Origin of the sequence: Streptomyces sp. NPDC001816 (genome assembly GCF_042892235.1) — a bacterium.
Taxonomy (GTDB): Bacteria; Actinomycetota; Actinomycetes; order Streptomycetales; family Streptomycetaceae; genus Streptomyces.
Genome location: NZ_JBIATY010000012.1, coordinates 108,307 through 124,231, shown reverse-complemented (window position 1 = coordinate 124,231; position 15,925 = coordinate 108,307). Strand labels below are relative to the sequence as shown.

General features: G+C 71.7%; 16 protein-coding genes. 7 read left to right on the top strand and 9 right to left on the bottom strand.

Features of this window, described 5'->3' with window-relative positions; all coding sequences use genetic code 11:
• Nucleotides 1-5: 5 nt before the first annotated feature.
• Genes ACFYZZ_RS34400 through ACFYZZ_RS34385 form a run of 4 tightly spaced genes read right to left on the bottom strand, consistent with a single transcriptional unit; the run spans nt 6 to nt 4,339 of the window.
• Nucleotides 6-785: a CDP-alcohol phosphatidyltransferase family protein gene (locus tag ACFYZZ_RS34400; RefSeq protein WP_386577800.1), complete on the bottom strand. Its 780-nt coding sequence runs from the start codon at nt 783-785 to the stop codon at nt 6-8.
• Complete coding sequence (locus ACFYZZ_RS34395; RefSeq protein ID WP_386577799.1) at nt 763-1,824, bottom strand: iron-containing alcohol dehydrogenase family protein; 1,062 nt, start codon at nt 1,822-1,824, stop codon at nt 763-765. Before ACFYZZ_RS34395 ends, ACFYZZ_RS34400 begins: the two co-directional genes overlap by 23 nt.
• The gene (locus tag ACFYZZ_RS34390; protein ID WP_145877662.1) at nt 1,812-2,564 is read right to left on the bottom strand and encodes a sugar phosphate nucleotidyltransferase; all 753 of its coding nucleotides are present in this window, start codon (nt 2,562-2,564) and stop codon (nt 1,812-1,814) included. The genes ACFYZZ_RS34395 and ACFYZZ_RS34390 overlap by 13 nt, the downstream gene beginning before the upstream one ends.
• Nucleotides 2,561-4,339, bottom strand: a complete 1,779-nt coding sequence (locus ACFYZZ_RS34385; RefSeq protein ID WP_389184552.1) for a DUF5941 domain-containing protein — start codon at nt 4,337-4,339, stop codon at nt 2,561-2,563. Before ACFYZZ_RS34385 ends, ACFYZZ_RS34390 begins: the two co-directional genes overlap by 4 nt.
• A gap of 267 nt (nt 4,340-4,606) precedes the next feature.
• On the opposite strand from ACFYZZ_RS34385, the gene galE reads away from it, so the two are divergent.
• From galE to idi, 3 genes are all read left to right on the top strand, one after another.
• Nucleotides 4,607-5,578 (top strand): UDP-glucose 4-epimerase GalE, encoded by a 972-nt coding sequence (gene galE / locus ACFYZZ_RS34380; RefSeq protein WP_389184549.1) that lies wholly within the window; start codon nt 4,607-4,609, stop codon nt 5,576-5,578.
• Between the two features lie 136 nt (nt 5,579-5,714).
• Entirely contained in the window at nt 5,715-6,656 is a 942-nt protein-coding gene (locus tag ACFYZZ_RS34375) for a cation diffusion facilitator family transporter (protein WP_389184546.1), read from the top strand.
• 182 nt (nt 6,657-6,838) lie between these two features.
• Nucleotides 6,839-7,432: an isopentenyl-diphosphate Delta-isomerase gene (gene idi, locus ACFYZZ_RS34370; RefSeq protein ID WP_386577794.1), complete on the top strand. Its 594-nt coding sequence runs from the start codon at nt 6,839-6,841 to the stop codon at nt 7,430-7,432.
• Nucleotides 7,433-7,439: 7 nt separating this feature from the next.
• On the opposite strand, the gene ACFYZZ_RS34365 is transcribed toward idi, so the two are convergent.
• Nucleotides 7,440-7,934, bottom strand: coding sequence for an ATP-binding protein (locus ACFYZZ_RS34365; RefSeq protein ID WP_389185032.1), 495 nt, complete (start codon nt 7,932-7,934; stop codon nt 7,440-7,442).
• 235 nt (nt 7,935-8,169) lie between these two features.
• On the opposite strand from ACFYZZ_RS34365, the gene ACFYZZ_RS34360 reads away from it, so the two are divergent.
• Nucleotides 8,170-8,919, top strand: a complete 750-nt coding sequence (locus ACFYZZ_RS34360) for an enoyl-CoA hydratase/isomerase family protein (RefSeq protein WP_389184543.1) — start codon at nt 8,170-8,172, stop codon at nt 8,917-8,919.
• On the opposite strand, the gene ACFYZZ_RS34355 is transcribed toward ACFYZZ_RS34360, so the two are convergent.
• Nucleotides 8,906-9,541: a DJ-1/PfpI family protein gene (locus tag ACFYZZ_RS34355; RefSeq protein ID WP_389184540.1), complete on the bottom strand. Its 636-nt coding sequence runs from the start codon at nt 9,539-9,541 to the stop codon at nt 8,906-8,908. The genes ACFYZZ_RS34360 and ACFYZZ_RS34355 overlap by 14 nt on opposite strands.
• A 10-nt stretch (nt 9,542-9,551) precedes the next feature.
• Nucleotides 9,552-10,511, bottom strand: coding sequence for a GlxA family transcriptional regulator (locus ACFYZZ_RS34350; protein WP_389184537.1), 960 nt, complete (start codon nt 10,509-10,511; stop codon nt 9,552-9,554).
• A 186-nt stretch (nt 10,512-10,697) separates the two neighbouring features.
• On the opposite strand from ACFYZZ_RS34350, the gene ACFYZZ_RS34345 reads away from it, so the two are divergent.
• The 3 genes from ACFYZZ_RS34345 (at nt 10,698) to ACFYZZ_RS34335 (ending at nt 14,718) form a co-directional block, all read left to right on the top strand.
• On the top strand, nt 10,698-13,109 hold the full coding sequence (locus tag ACFYZZ_RS34345) for a Tex family protein (RefSeq protein WP_389184534.1): 2,412 nt from the start codon (nt 10,698-10,700) through the stop codon (nt 13,107-13,109).
• Between the two features lie 223 nt (nt 13,110-13,332).
• Nucleotides 13,333-13,911, top strand: coding sequence for a DinB family protein (locus ACFYZZ_RS34340; protein ID WP_389184531.1), 579 nt, complete (start codon nt 13,333-13,335; stop codon nt 13,909-13,911).
• Between the two features lie 18 nt (nt 13,912-13,929).
• Complete coding sequence (locus ACFYZZ_RS34335; protein WP_389184528.1) at nt 13,930-14,718, top strand: DUF4232 domain-containing protein; 789 nt, start codon at nt 13,930-13,932, stop codon at nt 14,716-14,718.
• A 13-nt stretch (nt 14,719-14,731) separates the two neighbouring features.
• On the opposite strand, the gene ACFYZZ_RS34330 is transcribed toward ACFYZZ_RS34335, so the two are convergent.
• A complete protein-coding gene (locus tag ACFYZZ_RS34330; protein WP_389184525.1) occupies nt 14,732-15,187 on the bottom strand; it encodes an SRPBCC family protein in 456 nt (151 codons plus the stop codon).
• Nucleotides 15,188-15,230: 43 nt separating this feature from the next.
• Nucleotides 15,231-15,803 (bottom strand): TIGR03086 family metal-binding protein, encoded by a 573-nt coding sequence (locus tag ACFYZZ_RS34325; RefSeq protein WP_389184522.1) that lies wholly within the window; start codon nt 15,801-15,803, stop codon nt 15,231-15,233.
• Between the last annotated feature and the right edge of the window lie 122 nt (nt 15,804-15,925).

The following is a 15,925-nucleotide window of genomic DNA, read 5'->3' as shown; positions in this document are numbered from 1 at the left end:
GCCGCTCACCTCAGCCTGCTGGAGGCGAGGATGGACACCAGGTGCAGCACGGTCTGCAGCACGGCGATGCCGGCGAGCACGGCGGTGCCGAGCCGGGTGAAGAACAGGTCGCCGTGGATCTGGTCCAGGATCGCGAGGACCAGGATCAGCAGCGAGGCCTCGATGCCGAGGATCAGCCGGTGGAACTTGAGCGCCGAGGCGGCCCGGCGGGCCAGCGCCATGCCGGAGGAGCGCGGCTCGGACGCCGCCTCCTTGACCGGCGCCATACCGGCCTGGTGCCGGGCGACACCGACGAGGTCGGTCTCGGCCTTGATCAGGATCGCGCCGAGCGCGGCGAGGGTGCCGAGGAAGGCCCACAGCCAGTCGATACGGCCCGTGCCCCACAGGTCGGCGGCGCGCAGGCCGAGGCCGACCAGGACGGCCGCGTCGGTCAGGTACGCGCCGACGCGGTCCAGGTAGACCCCGCCGAGCGAGTACTGCTTCTTCCAGCGGGCGATCTCGCCGTCGACGCAGTCCAGCAGGAGGTACAGCTGGGTGGCGACCACGCCGAGCACGGCGCCCGCGATCCCCGGCACCAGCAGGGCCGGGGCCGCGAGCACACCGCAGACGGTCATCAGGTACGTGAGCTGGTTGGGCGTGACCCTGGTGTTCACCAGGTAGCGGTCGACGCGCAGGGACACCTCTCGCATGTAGAGGCGTCCCGCCCAGTGCTCACCGCTGCGCCGGTCCTTCACCCCTGCGGGGTGGACGACCGGTCGGAGTTCAGCTACCGATGGCCTTGACATAGTCGGCGTAGATGTCCTTGATCTGGTTCGTCTTGAGGTCGAGGTGCTCGAGGATCGTGTAGCGGCCGGGTCTGGTCTCCGGAGCGAACTCCACGGCGCGGACGAACTCGTCCAGCGTGAAGCCGATCTCCTCCGGCAGCACCGGAAGCCCGTGCCGACGCAGCACCTCGGCCATGTACGCCGACTCCTCGTGCGCTCCGCGCAGGTACATCGCGAAGGCGGCACCGAGCCCGCACTGCTCGCCGTGGCTCGCGGCGCGCTTGGGGAAGAGCAGGTCGAAGGCGTGGTTGATCTCGTGGCAGGAGCCCGAGGCGGGCCGGGAGTCACCCGAGATCGACATGGAGATACCGGTGAGGACCAGCGCCTCGGCGAGTACCTGGAGGAAGTCGTTGTCGCCGATGCCGCCGGGGTGCCGGAGCACCGCCTCGCCGGCCTGGCGGGCCATGGCTGCGGCCAGACCGTCGATCTTCTCGCCGTTGACGCGGTGGGACAGCTCCCAGTCCGCGACCGAGTTGATGTTGGAGATGGCGTCGCCGATGCCGGAGCGCACGAAGCGCGCCGGTGCCTCGCGGATCACGTCCAGGTCGATCAGGACGGCGATCGGGTTCGGCACACCGTAGGAGCCGCGCCCTGCGTCGTTGTCGAGGGTGGCGACCGGCGAGCACAGGCCGTCGTGCGCGAGGTTCGTCGGCACGGCGACCAGTGGCAGGCCGACGCGCGCCGCGGCGAACTTGGCGCAGTCGATGATCTTGCCGCCGCCGAGGCCCACGACCGCGTCGAAGTGGCCGGCCTTGATGTCGCCGGCCAGCCGGATCGCGTCGTCGAGGGTGCCGCCGCCGACCTCGTACCAGGTGGCGCCGGGCAGCGAGGGGGCGATGCGCTCGCGCAGCTTGGCGCCGGATCCGCCGCTGACGGCGACGGCGAGCCGGCCCGACTGCGAGATCCGCTCGTCGGCGAGCACTCCGGCCAGGTCGTCGAGGGCACCCGGGCGGATGTCCACGACGACCGGCGACGGAATGAGCCGTGTCAGTACTGGCACGCGATCTCCCGTCCGCGGGCGAGGTCGTCGTGGTTGTCGATCTCGACCCACTGGACGTCACCGATCGGCGCGACGTCGATCTTGAAGCCGCGGTTCACCAGCTCCTGGTACCCGTGCTCGTAGAACTGCTGCGGGTCGGTCTCCCAGACCGTCTTCAGCGCGTCGGCCAGGTCGGGAGCGGCGTCGCCCTCGATCAGGGTGACGCCGATGTACTCGCCGGTCGCCTCGGCGGGGTCCATCAGCTTGGTGATCTTCTGGACGCCCTTGGCGGGGTCGACGACGACCTTCATCTCCTCGTCGGCGAGGGACTTCACGGTGTCCAGCGCGAGGATGATCTTCTTACCGTCGCCGCGGGCGGCGAGCAGCGTCTTCTCGACGGAGACCGGGTGCACGGTGTCGCCGTTGGCGAGGATCACACCGTCCTTGAGGGCGTCACGGCCGCACCACAGGGAGTAGGCGTTGTTCCACTCCTCGGCCTTGTCGTTGTCGATGAGGGTCAGCTTGAGGCCGTACTTCGCCTCCAGGGCCGCCTTGCGCTCGTACACGGCCTCCTTGCGGTAGCCGACGATGATCGCGACCTCGGTCAGGCCGATCTCGGCGAAGTTGCCGAGCGTGAGGTCGAGCACCGTGATCGAGTCCTCTATGCCCGCGGGGCCCACCGGCACGAGTGCCTTGGGGAGGCTGTCGGTGTAGGGGCGAAGACGCCGTCCGGCGCCGGCCGCCAGCACGAGGCCGATCATGCGGGTTCTCCTTCATCGTGTACGGCGGGTGCCCCTGCGGACACCCAGAAGCGGATGCTCTCGATGAGCACCACCAGGGCGACGACCACGGCGAGGACCGTGAGCGCGACCTTGAACTGGGAGGCGGTGAGCACCGCCGCGAGGACGGTGACGAGCACCGTCCGCCCCTCCTGGCCCCCGATGGCACGGACCAGCCAGGCCGGGGGCGCTCCGGCGTTGCCGCGGATGCGGTACACCGTGTCGTAGTGATGGTAGGCGACGGCGGCCACCAGGCCGAAAGCCGCAGGGAGGGCTCCGTTCACCCCTGCGTCACTCGCCAGGACGAGCACCGTGCCGTACTCGGCGGCCCGGAACAGCGGCGGGATCAGCCAGTCCAGGGCGCCCTTGAGGGGGCGGGACAGGGCCCAGCCGGAGGTGACCGCGTAGACGGCGGCACCCAGGACGGGCCACCCGACGAAGAGGTTCACGGTGAGAACCGCCACACCCGCGAGCGCCACCAGGAGCGGGGCGCCGGGGCGCAGGCGCGTCAGGCGGAGCACGAGGGCGGCGAGCGGTCCGTTGTCGGCGAGGTCCGCCAGGGCCTGGGCGGCCCGGTCCGTCCGCTTCGCCTTGCGGGTCACCGAGCGCAGCACGCGGCCGGCCGTGGTGTACGTCGCGGCGAGGGCGCACCCGACGAGGAGCACGTAGAAGGTGATGCGGGGGGTGGTGGCCGCGGTGAGGACGGCGATCATGGCCCAGCGTTCGCCGATGGGCAGGACGATCATCCGGCGCAGCCAGACCGTCCAGCCGACGCTGTCCAGCTTGTCGGAGAGGGCGGCGGTGGGGCTGGTGTTGGCGGTGGCGTCGTGGTTGGCCTCGTTGAAGGAGAAGTCCACGACGTGCCGGCAGGTCTGCAGGATCATCGCGCCGAGGGCGAGGGCCCACACGTCGTCGCCGCCGCGCGCCGCGCCGAGGGCGAGTCCCGCGTAGTAGGCGTACTCCTTGGCCCGGTCGAAGGTGGCGTCCAGCCAGGCGCCGAGCGTGGAGTACTTCAGGGCGTAGCGGGCGAGCTGGCCGTCGGTGCAGTCCAGGACGAACGAGGCGATCAGCAGCACGCCGGCCGCGACGAACCCGGCGCGGGTGCCGGTCGCCGCACAGCCCGCCGCTATCAGCGCGGTGAGCAGCGAGGCGGTGGTGACCTGGTTGGGGGTCAGGCCCCGGCGGGCGCACCAGCGGGCGATGTAGCGCGAGTACGGGCTGATGAAGAACGTGGTGAAGAAGCCGTCGCGGGACTTCACGGCCGACTTCAGGCGTACGGCCTCGTCGTCGACGGCGGCGACGGCCTGCCGGACCTCGTTGCGGGCCTGCGGGTCCTCGGGCACGGCGGCGACGAGGCTGCCCAGCTCGGGACGGTGGACCGCGCTGCCGTCGGCGTCGAGGGCGCTGACGACGCGGTCGGCGACGCTGTCGACGACCACGGCCGTACCGCCGCCGGCGGAGGTCTCGCGGGCCAGGGCCCGGGTCAGCGCCTGCCGGGCGGCGGGCTGGGCGGTGACGGCTCCGGGGACGGCGGCGAGCGGGAAGCGCGGGTCGGTGAGGCCGAGGCGCAGGGCGTGCAGGTGGCCGACGAAGCGGGCGTCGACCAGGGCCACGCGCCGGTCGGCCGGGACGGCTGCGAGGAGGCTCTCCGCCTCAAGGGCGTCGGTGGCCGCGCGCACGTCGAAGCCGAGGGACCGCAGATCGTTCTCGAGCGACGATCCGGGCACCGGCTGACCGGTGACGATGGCGGTCGACAACCGAACTCACTCCCTGGGTGCCGGCGTGGCGGCGCCGGTCTTCTGCGTGGTTGGGGCGCCCCGGCCAGCGGCTCCCGGGCGGCATGTCGGCGAAGGGTATCCGATGGACTCGATCCCTTGTTCACCGGCCGTTCACGGTCCGGCCCACGGGGGCTGCCCCGGCCTTTGCCGCGATCATCATCGGTGATCCGGGGCCCGCCCCACAAACCGTGGCCCCAGACCCGGGCATCAGGGACGTGCGGACGGGTCGGCATAGGGTGGGCGACCATGACGTGGCTGATCACCGGCGGAGCCGGATACATCGGGGCGCATGTGGCACGGGCCATGACGGGCGCCGGAGAGAGCGTCGTGGCGCTCGACGACCTGTCGGCCGCCGTGCCCTCGCGCCTTCCCCCGGACGTCCCGCTCGTCGAGGGTTCGACGATGGACGGCGACCTGCTGAAGCGGGTCTTCGCGGACTACGGCGTGACGGGTGTCGTCCATCTCGCGGCGCGCAAGCAGGTGGCCGAGTCCGTGGCCCAGCCCACCCGCTACTACCGGGAGAACGTGGGCGGCCTGGCCACCCTCCTGGACGCGATGGCCGAGGCCGCCGTCGGCCGGCTGCTGTTCTCCTCGTCGGCGGCCGTCTACGGCAACCCGGACGTGGACCTCATCACCGAGGACACCCCGTGCGCGCCCGTGAACCCGTACGGCGAGACCAAGCTCACCGGGGAGTGGCTGGTGCGGTCGGCGGGAGCCGCGCACGGAATCTCCACGGTGTGCCTGCGCTATTTCAACGTGGCGGGCGCGGCCGCGCCGGAACTGTCGGACACGGGTGTGTTCAACATCGTGCCCATGGTCTTCGACCGGCTCACCCGCGACGAGGCCCCGCGGATCTTCGGCGCCGACTATCCGACGCCGGACGGCACCTGCATCCGTGACTACATTCACGTGGCCGACCTCGCCGAGGCGCATCTCGCGGCGGCCCGGCGGCTGGCCGACGGGAACCTGTCCGGCGATCTGACGCTGAACATCGGCCGCGGCGAGGGCGTCTCGGTGCGCGAGCTGATCACGGTCATCGGTGAGGTCACCGGCGACCGGCGGGCGCCGCTGGTGGAGGGGCGCCGCCCGGGGGACGCGCCGCGCGCGGTCGCGTCGGCCGAGCGGGCCGCCGAGACGCTGGGCTGGCGGGCCCGGCGCGGGGTGCGCGAGATGGTGGAGTCGGCCTGGCAGGGCTGGCAGCTGCACCACGGCAAGTAGGCCGGCAACGCCCTGACCAGCGGTTCGTTTGCGCAGGTCAGGGCACATGACAACGGTGTTCAGTGCCGCGTTGCCCGATACCCCCCACCCGTAGTTGACTGTCAGCTCGGGAGCAACGCGGAAGGGTGGACTTCTCATGGGGGCAGGGCACGACCACGGGCATACGCACAGCCATGTGCCGCCCACGGGCACGGCCGCGGCCGCCTACCGTGGCCGGCTGCGCGTGGCGCTGGGCATCACGCTCATGGTCATGGTGGTCGAGATCGCCGGCGGTCTGCTCGCGGACTCGCTCGCCCTGATCGCGGACGCGGCCCATATGGCGACCGACGCGGTGGGTCTGGGCATGGCGCTGCTCGCCATCCACTTCGCGAACCGCCCGCCGAGCACCAACCGCACCTTCGGCTACGCCCGTGCCGAGATCCTCGCCGCCCTGGCCAACTGTCTGCTGCTGCTCTGCGTCGGCGGCTACGTCCTGTACGAGGCGATCCAGCGGTTCGTCACGCCCGCGGAGACCCGGGGCGGCCTGATGATCGTGTTCGGCTTCGTCGGCCTGGTCGCGAACACCGTGTCGCTCACCCTGCTGATGCGCGGGCAGAAGGAGAGCCTGAACGTGCGCGGCGCCTTCCTGGAGGTGGCCGCGGACGCGCTGGGCTCGCTGGCGGTGCTGATCTCCGCGACCGTGATCCTCACCACGGGCTGGCAGGCGGCCGACCCGATCGCCTCGCTCGTCATCGGGCTGATGATCGTGCCGAGGACGCTGAAGCTGCTGCGCGAGACGCTGGACGTGCTGCTGGAGGCGGCCCCCAAGGACGTCGACATGGCGGAGGTGCGGGCGCACATCCTGGCCCTGGACGGCGTCGAGGACGTACACGATCTGCACGCCTGGACGATCACCTCGGGCCTGCCCGTGCTGTCCGCGCACGTGGTGGTCAGCTCGGAGGTGCTGAACGCCATCGGGAACGAGAAGATGCTGCACGAGCTGCAGGGCTGCCTGGGCGGCCACTTCGACGTGGAGCACTGCACCTTCCAGCTGGAGCCGGGCGGGCACGCGGAGCACGAGGCACGTCTGTGCCACTGACCGCACACACATTCGTTCGATATTCCGTGACGGTTCCCGGCCGGGCCCGCCGGGCACGATGACCTACCGGGCCCCGCCTCGGTGCCGCCCCCGCGCGGGACATGCGGACGTGCCGGGAAGTGCCGGGAGTGCCGGATTCGTACGGCAGACTTGGGGTGCGAAGACCGAGGCGAAGGATGGGTATGCCGATCACACCTGCCACCGAGACGCACAGCTCGTCGAACGGCACCGCAGAGGCGATTTTGCTGGAACTGGTCGACGAGAAGGGCGTGACGATCGGCACCGCGGAGAAGCTCGCCGCCCATCAGCCACCGGGACAGCTGCACCGGGCGTTCTCGGTGTTCCTCTTCGACGAGCAGGGCCGGCTGCTGCTCCAGCAGCGGGCGCTCGGCAAGTACCACTCCCCCGGTGTGTGGTCCAACACCTGCTGCGGCCACCCCTACCCCGGCGAGGCCCCCTTCGCGGCCGCGGCCCGGCGGACGTACGAGGAGCTGGGCGTGTCGCCGTCGCTGCTGGCGGAGGCGGGCACGGTCCGCTACAACCACCCGGACCCGGCCTCGGGCCTGGTCGAGCAGGAGTTCAACCACCTGTTCGTCGGCCTGGTGCAGGCGCCGCTCGCGCCGGACCCGGAGGAGGTCGGTCAGACCGCCTTCGTGACGGCGGCCGAGCTGGCGGAGCGGCACGCCCGGGACCCGTTCTCGGCGTGGTTCATGACCGTGCTGGACGCGGCCCGTCCGGCGGTCAGGGAACTGACGGGCGAGTCCGCGGGCTGGTAGTCCGCCCTCAGGCGAGGGTCACGGGCTTGAGCGGCAGGGCGGCCCAGATCACCTTGCCGCCGCTCGCCGTGTGCTCCACGTCGACCACTCCGCCCGCCTCCTGGGCCACCTCACGGACCAGGAGCAGCCCGCGGCCGCCGGTCTGGCCGTGATCGGCCTCCAGGGCGGTGGGGCGGTAGGGGTGGTTGTCCTCCACCGACACCCGCACCCACTCGGCCCCGACGGCCACCTCCACGGCGAGCACCGGCGACAGCAGCGCCGCGTGCCGGACCGCGTTCGTGACCAGCTCGGAGACGATCAGCAGCAGTCCGTAGACCAGGTCGTCGGAGACCGGCACGCCCTGGCGCAGCAGCAGGTCCCGTACGGCGTGTCGCGCCTGCGGGACCGACGCGTCCACGGCGGCCGCGGTGAACCGCCACACTCCCTCGTACGGCAGTGGATCAGGCGGACGCTCGGCGCCCCCAGCTGGGCGCGGGTCGTCCCCGCGCCCGTGGTTGTCCATCGTCCGGTCGCCACCCTCGCGCTCGATTGTCACCACACGTCGAGTGTTGGTAACGATCCGCTCCGCACCGAAGGACTGAACACAAGTCAGCGCTTATCGAACGGTTCTGACCGCGTGCGTATGACAACGGCAGTTGTGGGACCGCTCCTGTCCCCCTGACGCCGGTTCACGAACTATTCGTGTTGTGGGAAAACTCCCAAAGAGCCCGACGGAGTGTCCGGATAGCATCCACCGCATGGATCCCCAGCTGTCGCACCAGGTCGTCGACGCCGTCGCCACGGTCGTCATCCGTCACCCGGCCAAGCGCAACGCCATGACGGCCGCGATGTGGCGAGCCCTGCCGCCGTTGCTGGCCCGGCTGGCCGCAGACCCGGACGTGCGGGCACTGGTGCTCACCGGGGAGGGCACGACCTTCTGCGCGGGCGCGGACATCTCCACGCTCCAGGGCTCGCCCGCCGAGGCACAGGGGCTGGCCGTGGAGGCCGAGGAGGCCCTCGCCGCGTTTCCCAAGCCGACGCTCGCCGCGATCCGCGGCCACTGCGTGGGCGGCGGGGCCCAGCTCGCCGCGGCCTGCGATCTGCGGCTGGCGGAGGAGGGCGCGCTGTTCGGGGTGACGCCGGCGAAGCTCGGGATCGTGTACGCGGCCTCGTCCACCCGGCGGCTGGTCTCGCTGGTGGGACCGGCCACCGCCAAGTACCTACTGTTCTCGGCCGAGTTGATCGACACCCAGCGGGCGCTGCGCACCGGGCTCGTGGACGAGGTGCTGCCCGAGGGCGAACTGGACAAGCGGGTCGCCGAGTTGACCCGGATCCTGGTGTCGCGATCCCAGCTCACCCAGGCCGCCGCGAAGGAGTTCGCGAACGGCCGCACCGACCGGGACGCCCACTGGGCGAAACAAACGCGCGGCAGCGGCGACACCGCGGAGGGGGTCGCCGCGTTCCTGGAGCGCAGGCAGCCGCGCTTCACCTGGACTACGACAGGATGAAGCGGCTCCGCGCGCGCAGCAGCTCGACGAGGTGCGCGGGTGCCTTCTGCGGCGAGCCCGCGTCGTAGGGCGGCTGCGGGTCGTACTCGGTCCCCAGCTGGACGGTCTGGGCGTGCTCGTCGCCCGCGATCCGGCCGAGCAGGGCGAGCCCCATGTCGATGCCGGAGGACACACCGGCCGCGGTGACGTATTTTCCGTCGAAGACGACGCGTTCGCCCGTGGGTTCGGCCCCGAACCGGGTCAGCTGATCGAGGGCCAGCCAGTGGGAGGTTGCGCGGCGCCCCTTGAGGAGCCCTGCGGCGGCCAGGAGCAAAGAGCCGGTGCACACGGAGGTCGTCCAGGTGCTGGTGGCGTCGGCGGCGCGCAGCCAGTCCAGCAGGGGCTCGTGGTCCATCAGCGCGCTTTGGCCAGGGCCGCCGGACACCAGCACGATGTCGGGGTCGGGCACCTCTGCCAGCGCCTTGTCGGCGCTGATCGCGAGAAATCCGGTCTCCGTGCGCACGAGGCCGGGCTCCTCGGCGACGAACACCGTCTCCGCGTCCGGGAGCCGGGAGAGGATCTCGTACGGGCCGACGACGTCGAGGGCGGTGAAGCGGTCGTAGACGACGATGGCGATCTGCATCGGTTTCCTTTCAGTGGGCGGATGCGGGCCGGAAGCGGCGGCGGTACTCGGCCGGGGCCGTTCCGAGGGCCCTGACGAAGGCGCGGCGCATGGCCTCGGGGGTGCCGTAGCCGCTGGCACGGGAGATCTCCTCGATCCCGTCGCCCGTGTCCTCCAGGAGGCGGCGGGCGTGTTCGAGACGGACCCGGCCGACGAAGCGTCCGGGCGTCATGCCCGTCTCGGCCTGGAACGCGCGGGCGAAGTGGCGCGGTGAGAGGGCCGCCCGGGCTGCGAGCGCCTCCACGGTGAGGTCACCGGCCGGGTGCTCGGTGATCCACTGCTGGACCTCCCGCAGCGGGTCGCGCTGCGCGGTCTGGGCGGCGAGCTGGGCGCTGAACTGGGCCTGGTTTCCGGGCCGCCGCAGGAACACGACCAGGTGGCGGGCGATGGCCAGCGCAGCCTGACGGCCCAGGTCCTCCTCCACCAGGGCGAGGGCGAGGTCGATGCCCGAGGTGACGCCGGCCGAGGTGGAGACGTGTCCGTCCCGGACGTAGATGGGCTCGGGATCGACCTCGACGGCCGGGTGATCACGGGCGAGCTTCTCGCAGTACGCCCAGTGGGTCGTGACACGGCGACCGTCGAGCAGGCCCGCCTCGGCCAGCAGGATCGCACCCGTACAGACCGAGACGAGGCGCCGCGCGCGGGGGCCGTGCGTGCGCAGCCACTCGGTCAGCAGCGGATCGGGGCTGCGGGTGCCCGCGCCGCCCGGGACCAGCAGGGTGTGCGGGGCGGAGACCTCCGTGAGCGCCTCGTCCGGTACGAGGGTGAGGCCGCTGGAGGTGCGCACAGGGCCGCCGTCCAGGGAGGCCGTGCGCAGGCGGTACGTCCCCGGCGTGTGGTGCTCGGCACCGGCGAACACCTCGACGGGGCCGGTGACGTCGAGGCTCTGCACGCCGTCGAAGAGGACGAAGAGGAGGGTGCGCTGCGGCATGTCTCGATTCTTCGAGGGTGGGTGCGTGGCCGCAATGACGGATACCCCACCTTTCCTGCCATACGGCACGGGGCAGGCACGGCTTCTGGGCCCCGCGCCCCGCCGCGTGGCGCCCTGATCCCCGGTTGTCGGTGTCACCTGCCACAATTGCCGCGCAAGCTGACGTGGAGAAGGCGGTACGGGATCGTGACGACACCCCTCGTAGGGTCCATCGAAGGCAGGATCGCCGAGGAGCTCGGCGTACGGGAGCGGCAGGTGAAGGCCGCGGTGGAGCTGCTCGACGGCGGTTCGACGGTGCCCTTCATCGCCCGCTACCGCAAGGAAGCGACGGAGATGCTCGACGACGCGCAGCTGCGCACGCTCGAGGAGCGGCTGCGCTATCTGCGGGAGCTGGAGGAGCGGCGGACCGCGATCCTGGAGTCGGTACGCGAGCAGGGCAAGCTCACCGAGGAGCTGGAGGCGCAGATCCGCGGCGCCGAGACCAAGGCACGGCTCGAGGACATCTACCTGCCCTACAAGCCCAAGCGGCGCACCAAGGCGCAGATCGCGCGGGAGGCGGGCCTGGAGCCGCTCGCCGAGGGGCTGTTGGGCGACCCGACGGTCGAGCCGCTGGCCGCGGCGGCCGCGTTCGTGGACGCCGACAAGGGCGTCGCCGATCCGCAGGCCGCGCTGGAGGGCGCGCGGGCGATCCTGACCGAGCGGTTCTCGGAGGACGCCGACCTGATCGGCGAGGTGCGCGAGCGCATGTGGGTGCGCGGGCGGCTGGCCGCCAAGGTGCGGGACGGCAAGGAGGAGGCGGGCGCCAAGTTCGCCGACTACTTCGACTTCGCCGAGCCGTTCACCGAGCTGCCTTCGCACCGCATCCTGGCGATGCTGCGCGGCGAGAAGGAGGAGGTCCTCGATCTCGTCCTGGAGCCGGAGGAGGACACGGGGGGCCCGTCCTCGTACGAGGGGATCATCGCCCACCGCTTCGGGATCGCCGACCGGGGCCGCCCTGCCGACAAGTGGCTGACGGACACGGTCCGCTGGGCCTGGCGCACCCGCATTCTGGTGCACCTCGGCATCGACCTGCGCCTGAGGCTGCGTACGGCGGCCGAGGACGAGGCGGTGAACGTGTTCGCGGCGAACCTGCGCGACCTGCTGCTGGCCGCCCCGGCCGGCACGCGCGCGACGCTCGGCCTGGACCCCGGCTTCCGTACGGGCGTGAAGGTCGCCGTGGTCGACGCCACCGGCAAGGTCGTCGCCACGGACGTGATCTACCCGCACGTCCCGGCCAACAAGTGGGACGAGGCGATCGCCAAGCTGGCACGGCTGGCGAAGGAGCACGCGGTCGACCTGGTCGCCATCGGCAACGGCACGGCGTCCCGGGAGACCGACAAGCTCGCCGGTGAACTGATCTCCAAGCACCCGGAGTTGAAGCTCACCAAGGTCATGGTGTCCGAGGCCGGCGCGTCCGTGTACTCGGCGTCGCAGTACGCCTCGCAGGAACTGCCCGACATGGACGTCTCGTTGCGCGGCGCGGTCTCCATCGCCCGCCGGCTGCAGGACCCGCTGGCCGAGCTGGTGAAGATCGACCCGAAGTCCATCGGTGTCGGCCAGTACCAGCACGACCTGTCCGAGGTGAAGCTGTCCCGCTCGCTGGACGCGGTCGTCGAGGACTGTGTGAACGGCGTCGGTGTGGACGTCAACACCGCGTCCGTGCCGCTGCTGTCGCGGGTGTCCGGCATCTCCTCGGGCCTGGCAGAGAACATCGTCGCGCACCGGGACGCGAACGGGCCGTTCTCGTCGCGCTCCGAGCTGAAGAAGGTGGCGCGGCTCGGCCCGAAGGCGTACGAGCAGTGCGCGGGCTTCCTGCGCATCCGCGGCGGCAGCGACCCGCTGGACGCCTCCAGCGTGCACCCGGAGGCGTACCCGGTGGTGCGGCGCATGGTGAAGACCTCGGGCCAGGAGGTCGCCTCCCTCATCGGCAACACCGGTGTGCTGCGCTCGCTGCGCCCGGCGGACTTCGTGGACGACACCTTCGGTCTGCCGACCGTCTCCGACATCCTCAAGGAGCTGGAGAAGCCCGGGCGCGACCCGCGGCCCGCCTTCAAGACGGCCACCTTCAAGGAGGGCGTGGAGAAGATCTCCGACCTGTCCGCCGGGATGGTGCTGGAGGGCGTGGTCACCAATGTGGCGGCCTTCGGCGCGTTCGTGGACGTCGGTGTGCACCAGGACGGTCTGGTGCACGTCTCGGCGATGTCGAAGACGTTCGTGAAGGACCCGCGGGACGTGGTCAAGCCCGGTGACATCGTCAAGGTGAAGGTCCTCGACGTGGACATCCCGCGCAAGCGGATCGCGCTGACGCTGCGGCTGGACGACGAGGCCGCGCCGCAGGGACAGGGCGGCAAGCAGCAGCGGGGCGGCGGTTCCCGGCCGCCTCAGCAGCGGCAGGGCGGCCAGGGCCAGCGACAGGGCGGTCAGGGCCAGGGTCAGGGTCAGCGGCAGGGCCGCGGCGGTGACCGGGGCGGGCGTCAGGCGCCGGCACCGGCCAACAGCGCCATGGCGGACGCGCTGCGGCGAGCGGGGCTGCTGAACCCGAAGGACGGACGCCGCTGAGCGAGGCTTCGCCTCTGGAGCGGTTTCCCACCCGCCCACCCGTCTCGGTGGGCTGAGAAACACCCTCACGGGGCTTCGCCCCGGACCCCGGCGGGGACGCGTTCGTGCGTCTTCGCCGGGGTCCGCGTCGGGCCGGATCCGCCGCCCCCAGCCGCGAGTTGGTGTCCCCTCGCCGCAGGAACAATTCCGTGGACATGGATCACCCGATCACCAAACTGATCCCATGACTGGATCAGATCCCAAGGCCGACTTCCAGGTGTATCTGCAGGACGCCCGTGATGTGCTGCTGTGGAAACTGGAGGGTCTGTCGGAGTACGACGTCCGGCGCCCGCTGACCCCGACCGGGACCAATCTGCTGGGCCTGGTCAAGCACCTCACCGGCGCCGAGGCGCTGTACTTCGGAGCCTGTTTCGGGCGGCCCTTCGACGGGGCACCGCTGTGGATCACCGGGGACGCCGAACCGGACGCCGATCTGTGGGCGCGGCCGGACGAGAGCCGCGAGGAGATCGTCGGGCGGTACCGGGAGGCGTGGGCGCACTCCGACGAGACGATCGCCTCGCTGCCGCTGGACGCGGTCGGCCGCCTGCCGGGGGAAGCGGGCACCGAGCTGACGCTGCACCGGATCCTCACCCACATGATCGCCGAGTCCCAGCGGCACGCCGGGCACGCGGACATCGTGCGGGAGTTGATCGACGGGGCCGTGGGGCAGCGGCGGAACGGCCTGAACACGGCGCCGTTCGATCCTGAGCACGTCGAGCGGGTCGAGCGGGCGGCGAAGGAGGCCGGACGGCAGGGCCGGTGAACTGCGCGCGGCGGGATCATGTACGTTCGCCGCCGCATCTCCGCAGCCGCTGCACACGCGGATACCGTTCGCGCCGTGATGGTACGGGGGATACGACTTCTGACGGTCGGACTGCTGATGGCCGCGGCCACCGCCTGTGGCGGTGCCGTCGGTTCGGCGGAGTCCCCGCCCGGCGCCGTCGCGGCGCCCGCGCCCACCTCTCCGAGGAAGGGTCCCGCCGTACGCCCTGACACTTCACCCGTCCCCGCCGGGAAGCCGACGCCGAGCCGTACGGGGGCGGCGCCCGCGAGCGGGCCGTCTCGCACCACAGCGCCCGCTTCACCCGCTGTCCCCGGCTGTGCGGCGCGCGATCTCACGGTGGCGGAGGGACACACCGGCCTACCGGCGGACGGCGAATCGGGCTGGTTCGCCACCCCGATCCAGCTGCGCAACCACTCCGGCGCAGCGTGCCGCCTGCGCGGCTGGCCCGGTCTCACCTTCATCGGTGACGGCACCATACGCGCCTGCGCCGAAGGCGACGCGTCGACGGCGTGCGGCAAGCCACTGAGCACGTCAGGAACCCGCCCCTTCACGATCACCCGGTCTTCCACGCAGAGCCCTCCGGACATCTCGCTCACGCCCGGGCGCACGACCACGTTCACACTGGTCTGGGAGGGGTCCTACAGCTGCGGCTCGTTCGTTCCTTCGCCTTACGGCGTCGACATCCGGGTGCCGGGTGACTCCCGCGCGCTGACCCTGATTCCGGCCACGGCGATCTCCCCCTGTGAGGGACGCATCGAGGTCACCCCGTTCGGGGTGGTCGGCTGACCGGTGCGGACGGTCACGTCGGCGTGGGCTCAGTCAGCCTCCGTTCCAGGTCCCGCAGGTCCTTGCCGATGGACGAGCGGACCTTTCGGGCCATCACCGGGGCGGCCAGGCGGTAGAGGGAGCCCGCGTCGCCGCGGACCCGGATACGGGCCAGGGTGCCCCGCGGGTGCTCGTCGAAGGTGTAGGTGACGTGCATGGGCATGGGTCCCGCGACGGACACCATGTCCAGCAGCCCGGGCGGCTCGTGCGCGGCGACCCGCAGGACGTAGTCGATGCGCCGGCCGAGGAAGTGGGCGGTGCGGGTGACCTCGGCGCCGACGCCGAAGCCGCCCGCGGCCGCCTCCCTGGTCAGCTCCGCGGTGCGGATTCCCTGGGTCCACTCCGGGTCGTGGCGCCAGTCCATGGCGTACGCGGCCACCTGCTCGAGCGGCAGCGCGATGACACGTTCCGCCGTCTCGTCGATCGTCATCGCGCCCTCTCGCTGTTCACGCGGGACTCCGCCCTTCCGGTGGTCAGCCGTTCCACCCAGGATTGCGTCCGCTGGCGCCGAGCGCCCGCTGGAAGGCCGGGGCGTCGCCCGGTACGGGCACGGCCGGGCCGTATCCGCCGTTGCCCCGGACCTGCTCGGCGATCTGCTCGACGACGCCGAGCGCGACCCGCCCGGTCTCGTCGCTGACGCCGAACGGCTGGCCTGTGGCGCGTGCCAGGTCCCAGCCGTGCAGGGCGAGTTCCTGCAGCGTGATGGAGGCGGCGAGGGCGGCCGGCAGCTCCCCCAGACCGAACTCCGTCGTCCCTTCGTAGGCGGCGGGGTCGGACCAGGCCGCCGCCGCGAGCCCCGCGGAGTCGGCCAGCGCCCGCGGTGAGACGGCCGGGACGGCGCCGTCGCCGGGCTGTGCCTCCTTGCGGGCGGCCAGCGCCGCGGACCGCAGGGTCGAGCCGAGGTGGTCGACGAGTTCGGCGACGGTGAACTTCTCGCACGGAGTGCGGTCCTGAAGCTGTTCGCCCCGGATGCCGGAGGCGATCGCGGCGACGGCTTCCGCGCACTCCCGGATGGCGGGCTGGAGCGGGCTGTGCTGGGTGCTCATGGGTCTCTCCCTGGGAATCAGCAGGTTTTGGTGGGGTTGGTGGGATCGGTTGGGATCCGTGCGGCCCCGTGGCGGTCAGCCTGTGAAGCCTGAGCGTTGAGGGCTCCGCCCCCTGCGGCTCG

Excerpts from the sequence above, each read along its gene's own strand:
- ACFYZZ_RS34400 (WP_386577800.1), bottom strand. The coding sequence starts at position 785 with ATGTCAAGGCCATCGGTAGCTGAACTCCGACCGGTCGTCCACCCCGCA.
- ACFYZZ_RS34390 (WP_145877662.1), bottom strand. The coding sequence starts at position 2,564 with ATGATCGGCCTCGTGCTGGCGGCCGGCGCCGGACGGCGTCTTCGCCCC.
- galE (WP_389184549.1), top strand. The coding sequence starts at position 4,607 with ATGACGTGGCTGATCACCGGCGGAGCCGGATACATCGGGGCGCATGTG.
- ACFYZZ_RS34375 (WP_389184546.1), top strand. The coding sequence starts at position 5,715 with ATGGGGGCAGGGCACGACCACGGGCATACGCACAGCCATGTGCCGCCC.
- idi (WP_386577794.1), top strand. The coding sequence starts at position 6,839 with ATGCCGATCACACCTGCCACCGAGACGCACAGCTCGTCGAACGGCACC.
- ACFYZZ_RS34365 (WP_389185032.1), bottom strand. The coding sequence starts at position 7,934 with ATGGACAACCACGGGCGCGGGGACGACCCGCGCCCAGCTGGGGGCGCC.
- ACFYZZ_RS34360 (WP_389184543.1), top strand. The coding sequence starts at position 8,170 with ATGGATCCCCAGCTGTCGCACCAGGTCGTCGACGCCGTCGCCACGGTC.
- ACFYZZ_RS34355 (WP_389184540.1), bottom strand. The coding sequence starts at position 9,541 with ATGCAGATCGCCATCGTCGTCTACGACCGCTTCACCGCCCTCGACGTC.
- ACFYZZ_RS34350 (WP_389184537.1), bottom strand. The coding sequence starts at position 10,511 with ATGCCGCAGCGCACCCTCCTCTTCGTCCTCTTCGACGGCGTGCAGAGC.
- ACFYZZ_RS34340 (WP_389184531.1), top strand. The coding sequence starts at position 13,333 with ATGACTGGATCAGATCCCAAGGCCGACTTCCAGGTGTATCTGCAGGAC.
- ACFYZZ_RS34335 (WP_389184528.1), top strand. The coding sequence starts at position 13,930 with ATGTACGTTCGCCGCCGCATCTCCGCAGCCGCTGCACACGCGGATACC.
- ACFYZZ_RS34330 (WP_389184525.1), bottom strand. The coding sequence starts at position 15,187 with ATGACGATCGACGAGACGGCGGAACGTGTCATCGCGCTGCCGCTCGAG.
- ACFYZZ_RS34325 (WP_389184522.1), bottom strand. The coding sequence starts at position 15,803 with ATGAGCACCCAGCACAGCCCGCTCCAGCCCGCCATCCGGGAGTGCGCG.